Below are 13,727 nucleotides of genomic sequence, written 5' to 3' on the forward strand. Positions count from 1 at the left end.
TGTGGCGCGCGACCGAAATCCTGTCAATATTAATTCCTAATTTATTAGAAGGCTGCATCAGGGGTTGACACAGCTTCTCGCGCGTCACAGCCTTTGGCAACGTTGTCAGTGCCGCCGACGTTTGATGGGACATCACGTTCATGACAGATCAATCGAGTTCGCCGCGCCTGTCGCGCCGTTCCGTCGTCACCACGGGTTCCACCCTGCTGGCGGGCTTCGGCCTGGGTTCTCTGCTGCCCATGTCGACGGCCACCGCCGCCGGTGCCGGCACGGGGACCGCGCCCTCCTCCCCCGGCACACCCGGCGAACTCGCGCTCCACCGCCCCGTGTCCGTCTCCTCGACGGCCTACGCGCCGACGCCGGGTGAGTTCGTGGTGGACCGCCTCGGCTCGCAAGGCGTGCGCGGCAGCGGTTGGCGGGCTGCGGCGGGCGATCCGCAGTGGATCGCGATCGACCTACAGGCCGCATGCGCCGTCACCTCGATCCGCCTCACCTTCGAGGCCGACGCGAGCGACCCGGTGTTCACCCCGCCCACCACCGGCAACCCGGCCGACGGCACGACGGGCAAGGAGATCCAGTCCAGTTACTCGGTCGAGTACGTCGTCGAGACGTCCACCGATCACACGACCTGGACCAGCGCGTACCGCACCACGGCGGGCACGGGCGGAGTGGTGAACATCCAGCCCACGCGCCCGGTCACCGCCCGCTGGGTCCGGCTGACCTCCCTCAGACGCTCCAACCCCAACCCCCTCGGCCTGAACGGCTTCGAGGTCTACGGCACCGTCGCGGGCCACCGGCCGTCGGCCACGGGCTGGACCGACTGGGGCACCCACTCCGGACCGGCGCCCAAGCTGACGGTGGCCGAGGACGGCACGGTCCCGGTGGAGTCCGGCTGGCGACTGACGCTGGACGACTGGGCCGAGGGCGACGGCGCGCAGTTGTCGAAGGCGTCCGTGGACACCGGTGGTTGGCTGCCGGCCACCGTCCCCGGCACGGTAGTCGGCTCGCTCGTGGACCAGGGCAAGCTGCCCGACCCCGTGGTCGGACTGAACAACCTCCACATCCCGGAGGCCCTGTCACGTCATTCGTGGTGGTACAGGCGGGAGTTCGAGCTGCCGCGCGGTCTGCGCACCGGTGCCGGGCGGCGGACCTGGCTGGAGTTCGACGGCATCAACCACACGGCCGACATCTGGCTCAACGGTCACCAAGTGGGAAGTCTGGCCTACCCGTTCGCCCGCTCGTCCCACGACGTGACCGAGCTGCTCGCAGCGGGTGGAGCCAACGCGCTCGCTGTGAAGATCACGCCGATGCCGGTACCCGGCAGCCCCGGTGACAAGGGCCCGGCCGGTGAGTCCTGGGTGGACGCGGGCGCCAACCAGATGAACCTCAACTCCCCCACCTACCTGGCCTCTTCGGGCTGGGACTGGATGCCGGCGGTACGCGACCGGGCCGCCGGCATCTGGAACCACGTCCGGCTGAGAACGACCGGCCATGTCGTGATCGGCGACCCGCGTGTCGACACCGTACTGCCGGACCTTCCCCAGGTGTCGACCGCCGAACTGACGATCGTCGTCCCGGTCCGCAACGCCGACACCACCGACCACAGGACGACGGTCTCGGCGGCCTTCGACAACGTGCGGGTCAGCAAGGTCGTCACCGTACCGGCCGGCGCGAGCGTCGACGTCACGTTCACGCCCGCCGTCTTCGGCCAACTACGCCTCCGCAACCCGGAGTTGTGGTGGCCCAACGGCCTGGGCGACCCGGCCCTCCACAAGCTCACCCTCACCGCGACGCTCGACGGCTCCGAGAGCGACCGCCGCACCACCCGGTTCGGCATCCGTCAGTTCGGCTACGAGTACGAGGTGCCGCTGCCGTTCGCCAACTCCGGTGACGCGTACACCCAGTCGGTGACGTTCGACCGGCAACAGGCCCGGTACGTGCGCGTCAAGTGCCTTACCCGGGCCTCCGGTTGGGGCTACTCCCTGTGGACCCTGGCCGTACGCGACAGCGCGCGGCCCGCCACCGACCTGGCCCTGCACGCGCAGGCCGACGCGTCGAGCACGGACGGGAACGACCACGCCGCCGGCAACGTGACCGACGGTGATCCCGGCACGCGCTGGTCCTCGGCCTACACGGACGACCAGTGGATCCGGGTCGACCTGGGGTCCGTGCAGTCCTTCGACGGGGTCGACCTGACCTGGGAACAGGCGTACGCGAAGACCTACTTGGTGCAGGTCTCCACCGACAACGCCACCTGGACCGATGCCGTGTCGGTGGACAACAGCGCGGTTCCGCTGCCCTTCAACAACGGCAACGCGAGCCTCCAGGTGGAGGACTTCGCTGCCCGGACCGCCCGTTACGTCCGTATCAACTGCGGCCTGCGCAATACCAGTTGGGGCAACTCCCTGTGGTCCCTCGGCGTCGTGGACAGCACCGCGCCAGGCACCGACCTGGCCCTGCACCAGAAGACCACCGCGTCCACCGAGGACCCCGACAACCCGGCCGCGCACGCCACCGACGGTGACACGAGCACCCGTTGGTCCTCGGAGTACGAGGACCACCAGTGGATCCAGGTCGACCTCGGAGCGTCAAAACGTTTCGACCGGGTCGCCATCCTCTGGGAGTCCGCGTACCCGAAGACCTACGTGATCCAGGTGTCGGACGACGCGGACACGTGGACCGACGTGAAGTCGGTGTCCAACACCCCCGACCCGTTGAAGATCAGCGTGAACGGCGTGCGGGTGCTGGCCCGGGGCGGCAACTGGGGCTGGGACGAGCTGTTGCGCCGGATGCCGCCGGAGCGGATGGACGCGGCCGTACGCATGCACCGCGACATGAACTTCACCATGATCCGCAACTGGGTGGGCACGTCCGACCGGGAGGAGTTCTTCGCCGCCTGCGACGAGCACGGGATCCTGGTGTGGAACGACTTCCCCAACGCGTGGGGCATGGACCCGCCGGACCACGACGCCTTCAACTCGATCGCCCGGGACACCGTCCTGCGCTACCGCATCCACCCCAGCGTGGTCATCTGGTGCGGAGCCAACGAGGGCAACCCGCCCGCCGCCATCGACCAGGGCATGCGCGAGGCCGTGGAAGGACAGGCCCCCGGCATCCTCTACCAGAACAACTCGGCCGGCGGCATCATCACCGGTGGCGGACCGTACGGCTGGGTGGAACCGGAGAAGTACTTCGACCCGACCACCTACGGCAGCAAGGACTTCGGCTTCCACACCGAGATCGGCATGCCCGTCGTCTCCACCGCCGCCAGTATGCGCAACATGACGGGCGACGAGCCCGAGTGGCCGATTCGCGGCGCCTGGTACTACCACGACTGGAGCGAGCGCGGGAACCAGGCACCGCAGACGTACAAGGCGGCCGTAGAGGCGCGCCTCGGCACGACCACCGGCCTGGACGACTTCGCGCGCAAGGCCCAGTTCGTCAACTACGAGAACACGCGCGCCATGTTCGAGGCATGGAACGCCAACCTCTGGGACAACGCCAGCGGCTTGATGCTGTGGATGTCCCATCCCGCGTGGCACAGCACGGTCTGGCAGACCTACGACTATGACTTCGACGTCAACGGCACGTACTACGGCGCCCGTTCGGCCTGCGAACCCCTGCATGTCCAGGCCGATCCCGAGGGCCGGGTCATCGCGGTCAACCACACGCGCGGCGGCCTGAAGAACGCCGTGGTCTCAGCGCAGTTGCTCGATCTGACGGGCCGTCGGCTCACCGGGAACAAGACCACCCGGCTGGACGTCGCACCGGCCGCGACCGCGAAGGCGTTCACCGCGGCCTGGACCGACGACCTGCCGGACCTGCATCTCCTCCGCCTGACCCTGACCGGCGGCGACGGCCGGGTCCTGTCGCGCAACACGTACTGGCGCTATCGCACACCGGCCGCCATGCGGGCACTGGGCAAGGCGCCGCAGACGAAGGTCTCCGCGTCGCTCGGGCGCGTGTCCCGTTCCGGAGCCCGTACCGAACTCACCGCCACCGTCCGCAATCACGGGTCGGCCGTCGCCGCGATGGTCCGCCTCTCACTGAAGGACGGCGCGACCGGTCATCGCGTCCTGCCGACGCTGTACAGCCACAACTACCTATGGCTGCTGCCCGACGAGTCCCAGACCGTCACCCTGTCCTGGCCGACCCGGGCCCTGGCCTCAGGTCGTCCGCTCCTGGAGGTGGAGGCGTACAACAGCCGCCCGTCGACGGCGAGTTAGTCGCCGGGCTTCCCAGACATCGGTCTTTCAGGAGGCCTCCACCGCCGTCTTGATCCGTTGCCCGAACCCGGGCGCGTCCTTGCGTGCCGCACCCAGCGCGAAGCCCACGAGCAGTTTTCCGATGCCGTGGCCTTCGAGGACATTGAAGATCCTCACCCTGGTCGTGCCCGGACCGGTGGCTTCGAGGTCGTAGCCACCTTCGTCCGCCGTCACGGTGTTCTTGGAGGTCTCCGTCCAGCGGATGCGACGGGGCGCCTCGAACTCGGTGATCCGGAACGTGCGGCCCGTCTTCATACCGGCGTCCTTGACGGTGCTGGTGAAGACGGTGCCCACGGCCGTCGGGCCCTCGGGAGACTTGGTGATCTTCTGGACCCTCGGGCTGAACTTGGGGTCGTTCGTGCCCTCGGCGAGGAAGGCGAATACTTCCTCGACGGGGCGGTTGACCTCGGCTGTCGCCTCGAACTGTCCGGCCACGATTCCTCCTGTGCTGCGGTGGGAGTTTTTGGCTGGGTGCGCGCTGATGTGCCGAGCACCATCAGCTTATCGGCGCGGCTCCGCCCGTGCTCCCTGTCAGCGCTCCCGCCGGTTCCAGGGCACTGAAACCGCCGTGAAACCGAGCTGAATGCGCCCTGCCGCAAGCTCTGCGGCATGACGACAACCACCCATGAACTCGCGATCTCAGCCACCGCGCTGCGCAAGGCCTACGGGGACAAGACGGTCCTCGACGGCATCGACCTGGCCGTCCCGGCCGGTACCGTCTTCTCCCTGCTCGGTCCGAACGGCGCCGGCAAGACCACCGCCGTCAAGATCCTCTCCACCCTCGTCACCGCCGACGCCGGCGAGCTGCGGGTAGGCGGCCACGACCTGGCCACCGACGCGCAGGCCGTGCGGGCCGCGATCGGTGTCACCGGACAGTTCTCCGCCGTCGACGGTCTGATCACCGGCGAGGAGAACATGCTCCTCATGGCGGACCTGCACCACCTGTCCAAGCAGGAGGGACGGCGGGTCGCCGCCGAGCTGCTGGAGCGCTTCGACCTCGCCGAGGCCGCGAAGAAGCCCGCGTCCACCTACTCCGGCGGTATGAAGCGCCGCCTCGACCTCGCCATGACCCTGGTCGGCAGCCCGCGGATCATCTTCCTCGACGAACCGACCACCGGCCTCGACCCCCGCAGCCGGCACAACATGTGGGGCATCATCCGGGAGCTGGTCGCGGGCGGTACGACCGTCTTCCTCACCACCCAGTACCTGGACGAGGCCGACGAACTCGCCGACCACATCGCGGTGTTGAACGACGGCAAGCTCGTCGCCGAAGGCAGCGCCGAGGAGTTGAAGCGGCTCGTCCCGGGCGGCCACGTGCGGCTCCGGTTCACCGACCCGGACGCCTACCAGTCCGCCGCGACGGCCCTGCGCGAGGTCACCCGGTTCGACGAGACGCTCTCGCTTCAGATCCCCAGCGGCGGCAGCCAGCGTGAACTGCGCGCCATTCTCGACTGGTTGGACGCCGCCGACATCGAGGCGGACGAGCTGACCGTGCACACCCCCGACCTCGACGACGTGTTCTTCGCCCTCACCGGCGGCGCCAAGGTCCCCCACCAGCCCAGCGTGCCCGTCCAGCCCAAGGAGAACGTCCGATGAGCACCCTCTCCCTCGCCGTCCGTGACTCGTCCACGATGCTGCGCCGCAACCTGCTGCACGTACGGCGCTACCCGTCCCTCACCCTGAACCTGCTGCTCACGCCGATCATGCTGTTGCTGCTCTTCGTCTACATCTTCGGCGATGTGCTGAGCACGGGCATCGGCGGCGCGGACCGCTCCGACTACGTCGCGTACCTCGTCCCAGGCATCCTGATGATGACCATCGGCGGCACCGTGATCGGCACCGCGGTGTCGGTCGCCACCGACATGAACGAGGGCATCATCGCCCGCTTCCGGACCATGGCGATCCATCGCGGGTCCGTGCTCGTCGGGCACGTCGTCGGCAGTGTGATCCAGTGCGTCGCCAGCGTCGTCCTCGTCGGCGCGGTCGCCGTGGCCATCGGTTTCCGGTCCACGGACGCCACGGTCCTGGAGTGGCTGGCGGCGTTCGGGCTGCTCGCACTGTTCTCCCTGGCGCTCACCTGGATCGCGGTCGGGATGGGCATGGTCAGCCCGAGCGCCGAGGCGGCGGCCAACAGCGCTCAGCCGCTGATCCTCCTCCCGCTGATCTCCAGCGCGTTCATCCCGGCCGACACCATGCCGGGCTGGTTCCAGCCCATCGCCCAGTACCAGCCGTTCACCCCGGCCATCGAGACCCTGCGCGGCCTGCTGCTCGGCACCGAGATCGGCAACAACTGGTGGATCGCGCTCGCCTGGTGCGTCGGCCTGACCGTGCTCGGCTACCGCTGGTCCACGGCCGCGTTCAACCGCGACCCGAAGTAGTCGCCATGACAGCGCGGGCCGCCTCCCGCAACTCGTCCCGCCCCAGGGCGGCGTACTCCGACACCGCGTCGGTGTACGCCGCCCCGTCGGCGTCCTCGGCCGCCTGCCGGGCGAGGTCCGCCGACATCGTCGGCTGGAACTCCCGCAGCACGCCCAGCCGTTCGGCCAACGCGATCATCCGTACGGCGCCTTCGTCTCCTTCGTCTGCCGCTAGCCCCACCATCCCGAGGGCGTGCAACATCGTCCCGAGCAAGGGGAGTTCGGAGGGCGAGCCGACCGGTTCGGCGAGCAGCGTCCGCAGCCGCCGACGCAGCCGGTCGACCAACTCCTCGACCAGCGCGAGCCGTCCGGCCCGAGCGTGGGCCGTCACGGCCACCGCCTGGACCATGAACGCCCACGGGTCGAGCCAGGCATTCTCGTCGCGCAGCGCACCGGCCGCGAGCATGCGCTCCACGGCGCCGCGCCACAGGCCGAGTCCGACCTCCGTCAGCCCGCGGGCGAGCGCGATCTCGGCGCGCCCGCCGAGATCGGGCCGGTAGAAGTCGTCCTCCGGCGGGGTGTTGTCGCTCTCCGCCTGCCGCAGCCAGTACTCCGCCTCGTCGGCGTCACCCCGCTGGAGACAGGCGAGGACGAGGAGCGAACGGATACCGACGTAGTCGTGCCCGTCACCGAGCCGCGGCAGCACCGCGAGGGACGCCTTGAGATGCTCGTACGCCTCCTCGCCCCGCCCGGTCCGCAGACACAGCTCGCTCAACCGCGAGTGCACCATGAGCTGCACGGACGGATTGTCAACTCGCGCCAGCCCTACGACAGTTCGGCGGGCGGAGAGCAGCGCGCGCTCGATGTCGTGCTCGAACTCCCAGACGTAGCACGCCACGCACTCGGCGATACCGGAGAGCAACGGCCCCTCGCCGCCTTCGCCTTCGCACAGCCTGCGCAGCACGTCGTAGTCGGGCCGCCGTATCTCGGGGATCGCGCTCAGCACGATCGCGGTGGCGCGCATCAACGAGGTCGGCGGGGCAGGCGGCAGGCGCCGGAGGGTGACGAGCTGGCGTACGGCACGCGGTCCGGCGCCCATGAACACGGTCACCGTGCCCAACACCGCCGCGGTGCGGGCGACTTCGACGTATGCGGGCGCGGGGTGGTAGTGCGACAGCGCCGGTCCGGTGTCCTCGGTGAGGGCGATGAGGCGGGGGTAGTCGGTACCGGTCGACCACAAGCTGGCGAGGACGGCGGTCACGGCAGCGGTCGCGGGATCGTCCGCCCGCGCCAGCGCATGCCGCAGCGCCGCCACGAGGTTGTCCTGCTCGACCTTGATCCGCTCCCACGCGGCCTGCGAGTCCGACCCGAAGAGCACATCGTGATGCGCGACCCCGAACTCCCGCGCCCAGACAAGGAATTGGTCTACGGCCGCCTCGTCCTCGCCCGTCTCGGTACGCCGGGCCGCGCTGAACTCCCGTACGGTCTCCAGCATCCGGAACCGCACACCGGCCGGAGTGTCGGCGACGGTGAGCAGCGACTGGTCGGCCAGTTGCTCCAGCAGCACCAACGCGTCGTCGCCCAGCACCTGTTCGGCCGCCTCGCCCGAGAAGCCACCGGGGAAGACGGACAGGGTGCGCAGCGCGGCCCTGGCGTCCTCGGCGAGGAGGTTCCAGCTCCACTCGACGACCGCGTGCAGGGTGCGGTGGCGTTCCGGGACGTCCCGTGCGCCGCCGCGCAGCAGCGCGAACCGGTCGCCGAGGCGGCGGGCGATGTCCGGGACCGACAGGACGCGTACCCGCGCCGCCGCCAACTCCACGGCGAGCGGCAGCCCGTCGAGGTGCCGGCACAGTTCGGCCACCGCGTCCGGCGGCAGCTCCACCCCGCTCCGGGCGGCCCGGGCCCGCTGCGTGAACAGCTCGACCGAGACCCCGAGACCGAGTTCCGGCAGCGCGTACACCGCCTCCGAGGTGAGGCCGAGCGGGGAACGGCTGGTGGCGAGCACGCGTAGGTCCTTGGACGACGAGACGAGTGCCTGTACGAGGTCGGCGGCGCCCCGGATGATCTGCTCGCAGTTGTCGAGGACCAGCAGCGCGGGCCCGGAGCCGAGCACGCCGAGGATGCCGGCCACCGGGTCACCGGAGGCGGGCCCGTTCATGGCACCGGCGCCGAGCGCGGAGGCGACCTCGGCGGCCACGTCCGCGTCCTCGGTGACACCGGCGAGCGGCACGAAGTACACGACACGCTGCTCGGCCCGCCGACTGACGGCATGCGCGAGCCGCGTCTTGCCGAGGCCACCGGGTCCTACGACGGTGACCGCACGCGAGGAACGAAGCAGCCCTTCCACCACAGCGATGTCCTCGTCCCGGCCGAGCAACGGATTCGGCTCGTGCGGCACACCGTGTCGGGCCACCGGCGCCTCGCCACGCAGCAACTCCTGCTGTACGGCCTTGAGTCCGGCCCCCGGGTCCGTGCCGAGTTCGTCGCGCAACTCACGCCGGTACGCCTCGTACCGGGTCAGCGCGGCGGACGGCCCCGCCGTCGCGGCCTCCCCCCGCAACAGCTCACCGAGCACCTCCTCATCCCGCGGATGCGCTACGGCGGCCATGGCCAGCGGTCCGGCGGCCTCCGCGTGCCGTCCGAGGCGGGCGAGGGCGAGCGCCTGCGCGCGGACGAGCGCGTCGCGGACGGGGACGCGCTCGGCGCGCAACCCGCCCTCGGGGTCGTCGGTGTCGCCCCCCTGGTCGGGGGTGCCTTCCCACAGCGCGAGCCCGGCCTCGGACTCGGCCAGCGATCCCGTGTGGTCCCCGGCCCTGGCCCGGTCCGCGCTCGCGGCGGCGTGCAGCAGCAGGGCGGAGCTGTCGACCTGGTCCTCGGCGAGGGCGAGCCGGTATCCGGTCGGCGTGCTGACGATGAGGTCCGCGCCCAGCTGCGCCCGCGCCCTGGAGACGAGAACCTGGAGCGCCTTCCCCGGCCGCTCCGGCAACTCGTCCGGCCACAGCCCCTCCACCAGCCGCTCGGTACTACAGCCGGTGCGCAGGTCACCCGCGAGCAACGCGAGGAGACCGCGGAGACGGGGCGCGGTGACCTCCTGTCTTCGATAGGCGACACGCGGCAGCAGGGTCAGGTCGATGCTCACCCGTGCAGATTAACCAAGGTCCCGCCACCACTCCCCTACTCGGTACCGGGCTGATCATGTTCCCGGGTGTCAAGATCCCCGCCCAGGCGGGCGAGCGGGGACAGCGCCAGCACCACCGGGGACAGCACCATGCCCGCGGCCGTCACGAGGAGGCCGGTCCGCAGCCCCCACTCCTGCGCTAGGAACCCGCCGAACAGTGAGCCCAGCGGCGTCAGCCCCATGCCGGCGAACGTGATCGTCGCGGCCACACGCCCCTGCAACCCGTGGGGAGTCACGGCCTGCCGGACGGCCATGACCGTGACGTTGACCAGCTGCCCGGCGACCCCGAACACGAAGTTCACCGCGAGAAGCACGGCCATCGTGGTCGCGGACGAACCGTGCAGCGCGGGCACGCACACGAACGCGCCGTCGCCGAGTGCCGCCGCGACCACGATCACCCGGCCGTATCCGAACCGGCCCGGCAGCCGGGCGGCCAGCAGCGCGCCGACGAGCGCGCCCGGACCGGTCGCCGCGAGCGCCAGGCCTACGGCGGTGCCCGACAGGTGCAGTTCCCGGGGGAGGAAGAGCAGATAGACGGTCATCGTGGCAGCGAAGAAGAGCTGGAAGGCGGCCGCGGCGAGGCAGACGGTCCGCAGCAAGGACTCACCGACGACGAAACGCAGACCCTCTTGGATCCGCCGCCATACACGCGGGGAACGTTCCGAGCGCTCCGGGACGGACTCGGTACGGCGGATCCGGCGGACCGACAGGAACGACAGCGCGAAGAACAACGCGCTGGAGGCGACAGCCACCGGCGCCGACAGCAGAGTCACCAACGCGCCGCCGAGAGCGGGCCCACCGATCTGTGCGGCGGACCGGCTGCCCTCCAACGCGCTGTTGCCCCGCACCAACTGATCGGACGTCACCAGCCGTACGAGAGACGCCTGATAGGCCACGTCGAAGAACACGGACAGGACCTCCGCGACGAAGACCAGCACGAACAGGGCGGGCAGACCGAGCCAGTTGAACAGTCCGGCCACGGCGGCGGCGCCCAGCACCAGGGTTCGGCCGACGTCCGCCACCACCATCACCGTGCGCGTCCGCCATCCGTCCACCCAGGCGCCGACGAGGAGCGAGAGCAGCAGGATCGGCGCCTGCTCCACCGCACGCAGGACACCCAACTGTCCGGCACCGACGTCGAGCGTCAGGACGGCGAAGAGCGGGAGGACCACCAGGCTTGTCTGTTCGCCGAGTTGGGACACCGTCTGCCCCAACCAGAGCCAGCGGAAATCATTGTTCGAAGTGGACGGCACAGGAACCCTTTGAGTTGCCGACAACGAGACCCGCGACCCGGCGCGCGAAGGACGCGCCCACGGTTCGAGCGGGGAGGGAAAGGCTCGCTGTGCCGCAGCGACATCAAGGGCGGCACGCAATGACGGGCCGATCTCGGCCTATGCCGTCAACGCGCGCCCGGACGACCGGGCATCTCTGGGCTCCAACATCTCGGCGGTCACTGGCGGTTGGGACATTAGCTTTTGGAGGTCTCGGGCGAAAGGCAATTACTGCCCCTCCAATTCGGAACACCTCGCCCACCCGGCCTCGCCCACCCGGCACTCAGGAACCGCAGTACCGCCAGCACCCGGCGATGGTCGCTGTCGACCGAGGGCAGATCGAGTTTCGTGAAGATGCTGTTGATGTGCTTGGCCACCGCGCTGTCGCTGACGACGAGTTGTCGGGCGATGCCGGAGTTGGAGCGTCCCTCGGCCATCAGGGCCAGTACCTCGCGCTCGCGTGGGGTGAGTCGGTCCAGTGGGTCGCTGGCTCGGCGCAGGAGGAGCTGGGCCACGACCTCGGGGTCCAGGACGGTGCCGCCCGCCTCGACGCGACGGAGGGCGTCGATGAAGTCCTCGACGTCGGCGACGCGTTGCTTGAGCAGATAGCCGACACCGCCGGTGCTCGTCGTCAACAGGTCGGCGGCATACCGCTCTTCGACGTACTGGGAGAGCAGTAGTACCGCTGTCGTCGGCCACTGGCGGCGGATGACCAGGGCCGCGCGCACCCCCTCGTCGGACTGGGCGGGCGGCATGCGGACGTCCACGACGGCGATGGCGGGGCGGTGTTCGGCGACGGCGGCGAGCAGGGCGTCGGCGTCACCGGCTTCGGCGGCGACCTCATAGCCCGCCATCTCCACCACCTTGACCAGGCCGATCCTGAGCAGGACCGAGTCCTCGGCGATCACGGCGAGACGGCGCACGGCAACTCCACGGTGATGACGGTCGGGCCTCCGGCGGGGCTGCTGATCGCGAACGCGCCGTCCACGGAGGCCGCCCGGCGGGCGAGTCCGGCCAGGCCGGAGCCGTGGGCGGGGTCGGCGCCGCCGGGGCCGTCGTCTGCGACGGTGACCCGGAGCCTACCGTCGCGGATCCCGACGGTGACGTCAGCCCGGGAGGCCTCGGGGGCGTGCTTGGCGATGTTGGCCAGCGCCTCGGAGACGGTGAAGTAGGCGACGGCCTCGATCGTCGGGGCGAGCCGCCTGGGTACGTCGACGCGCAGCCGTACCGGCAGCGGGCCGCGCGCGGCGATGCCGGACAGGGCCGCGTCCAGTCCCCGGTCGTCCAGGACGGCCGGATGCAGGCCGCGCACCAGGTTGTTCAGCTCGTCGATCGCCTCCTTCGCCTCCCGGTGGGCCTGGTCGATGACCTGTCTGGCCTCGTCGGGCAGGTCGGTGAGCGTGGCTCTGGCGATACCGAGGTTCACGGCGAGGGAGACCAGGCGTTGCTGTGCCCCGTCGTGCAAGTCCCTTTCTATGCGCCTGCGTTCGGCGTCGGCCGCGTCCACCGCTCCGGCCCGGCTCTCGGTGAGGTCCTCGACCCGTCGCGTGAGCTGTTCGGTCCGGCTGGGGCCCAGCAGGGCCATGGCCGCGCGGGTGTCGGTCCGAACGAGGACGAGTGTGAGCCACGTGGCGGCCAACAGGGCTGCGAATCCGGACGCGTTGATGTAGACGGCCTCGGTGGACGTCTCCAGGAACTTCAGCCGCCGCTCAGGGGGCACACCCCACATCCACACCAGGGCGGTTCCCGCGAACGCACCCCAGCCCCACAGCACGACGGTGACGACCGTCCCGCACGACACCAATGGCCCCACCAGCAGGTGATAGGCGAGCTGTCGCCAAGTTCCCCCGGAGCGGAGCCAGTTCATCGCTCCACGGAGTGTGGGCCTGCGCTGCGCGAGAGGGAGAAGCGGGATGTCGACGCCCGCGAGCGACGCGAACCTGCGGCGCTGGACGGCGGTCAGTGCGCCGGCGGCGAAGACCAGCCACGGCTCCACGAGCAGCAGGAGCGGAAGCAACTGCAGCAGCACACCGGCGACGTTGAAGACCGTCGCGCGGCCCACGCGCGCCAACGCGCCGCGCAGCGCGGTGAGTAGGGGCATACGCACACCGTAGAACGCGGGTGGACCGCCGGACCATGCGGATGGCGCCCGCTTCGGGCTGTACCCAGCACCACCCCCAGGTCGGAAACCCACGTTACTGACCTGGGAGTTCATCCCGAGAAGCCTTGTCCGCATGACGACGACAACGTGTTGGAACTGGTCCGCCCGTGTGCTCACCGCCGCCGGACTGGCCCTGATTCCATGGATCTTCGCATTGGCGTGGGTGGCGGGCGCACACCCCGTGGCGTGGATCGGGCTGGACGTGATGGAGGCGACAGGCCTTGTCGGTACGGGCCTGTTACTGGCCCGCTGCGACCGGCGGCGGGTCGCCGTCGCTCCGGCCACCGCTGTCCTGCTGACGGTCGACGCCTGGTTCGACGTACTGACCGCCGGTCCCGGAGCGGTCCTCGTGGCACTGCTGATGGCCGCCTGCCTCGAACTGCCGCTCGCCGCGCTGTGCACGGCGGTGGCATGGCACGCCCTCCGCGCGCTGCCTCCGTCGCTGCCGTAGCCCGGGGTGCCCGCACGCGGAAATGTACTAAGGCTGCTTTATAA

General features: G+C 70.1%; 9 protein-coding genes. 4 read left to right on the forward strand and 5 right to left on the reverse strand.

Annotated elements, in window-relative coordinates:
- Nucleotides 1-140: 140 nt before the first annotated feature.
- Entirely contained in the window at nucleotides 141-4,226 is a 4,086-nt protein-coding gene (locus OG194_RS02005) for a discoidin domain-containing protein (RefSeq protein WP_327399048.1), read from the forward strand.
- 27 nt (nucleotides 4,227-4,253) lie between these two features.
- Here the strand turns inward: OG194_RS02005 and OG194_RS02010 are convergent, their stop codons facing one another.
- The gene (locus tag OG194_RS02010; protein WP_327399049.1) at nucleotides 4,254-4,700 is read right to left on the reverse strand and encodes an SRPBCC family protein; all 447 of its coding nucleotides are present in this window, start codon (nucleotides 4,698-4,700) and stop codon (nucleotides 4,254-4,256) included.
- 174 nt (nucleotides 4,701-4,874) lie between these two features.
- Here OG194_RS02010 and OG194_RS02015 point away from each other — a divergent pair, with 174 nt between their 5' ends.
- Both OG194_RS02015 and OG194_RS02020 read left to right on the forward strand, forming a co-directional pair.
- Entirely contained in the window at nucleotides 4,875-5,861 is a 987-nt protein-coding gene (locus OG194_RS02015; protein WP_327399050.1) for an ATP-binding cassette domain-containing protein, read from the forward strand.
- Nucleotides 5,858-6,643: an ABC transporter permease gene (locus OG194_RS02020; protein ID WP_327399051.1), complete on the forward strand. Its 786-nt coding sequence runs from the start codon at nucleotides 5,858-5,860 to the stop codon at nucleotides 6,641-6,643. The genes OG194_RS02015 and OG194_RS02020 overlap by 4 nt, the downstream gene beginning before the upstream one ends.
- Here the strand turns inward: OG194_RS02020 and OG194_RS02025 are convergent.
- The 4 genes from OG194_RS02025 to OG194_RS02040 all read right to left on the reverse strand — a co-directional run bounded on the left by OG194_RS02025 (nucleotide 6,624) and on the right by OG194_RS02040 (nucleotide 13,172).
- Nucleotides 6,624-9,761 carry an ATP-binding protein gene (locus tag OG194_RS02025; RefSeq protein WP_327399052.1) on the reverse strand — a complete coding sequence of 1,046 codons (3,138 nt, stop codon included), beginning with the start codon at nucleotides 9,759-9,761 and terminating at the stop codon, nucleotides 6,624-6,626. The two genes, OG194_RS02020 and OG194_RS02025, sit on opposite strands and share 20 nt — an antisense overlap.
- A gap of 35 nt (nucleotides 9,762-9,796) precedes the next feature.
- Nucleotides 9,797-11,053 (reverse strand): MFS transporter, encoded by a 1,257-nt coding sequence (locus tag OG194_RS02030; protein ID WP_327399053.1) that lies wholly within the window; start codon nucleotides 11,051-11,053, stop codon nucleotides 9,797-9,799.
- A gap of 215 nt (nucleotides 11,054-11,268) precedes the next feature.
- A complete protein-coding gene (locus tag OG194_RS02035) occupies nucleotides 11,269-11,925 on the reverse strand; it encodes a response regulator transcription factor (RefSeq protein WP_327406958.1) in 657 nt (218 codons plus the stop codon).
- A gap of 50 nt (nucleotides 11,926-11,975) precedes the next feature.
- Entirely contained in the window at nucleotides 11,976-13,172 is a 1,197-nt protein-coding gene (locus OG194_RS02040; protein ID WP_327399054.1) for a sensor histidine kinase, read from the reverse strand.
- A 133-nt stretch (nucleotides 13,173-13,305) separates the two neighbouring features.
- Here OG194_RS02040 and OG194_RS02045 point away from each other — a divergent pair, with 133 nt between their 5' ends.
- The gene (locus tag OG194_RS02045; RefSeq protein ID WP_327399055.1) at nucleotides 13,306-13,683 is read left to right on the forward strand and encodes a hypothetical protein; all 378 of its coding nucleotides are present in this window, start codon (nucleotides 13,306-13,308) and stop codon (nucleotides 13,681-13,683) included.
- Nucleotides 13,684-13,727: the final 44 nt, after the last annotated feature.

This window comes from Streptomyces sp. NBC_01288 (assembly GCF_035982055.1).
GTDB lineage: Bacteria > Actinomycetota > Actinomycetes > Streptomycetales > Streptomycetaceae > Streptomyces.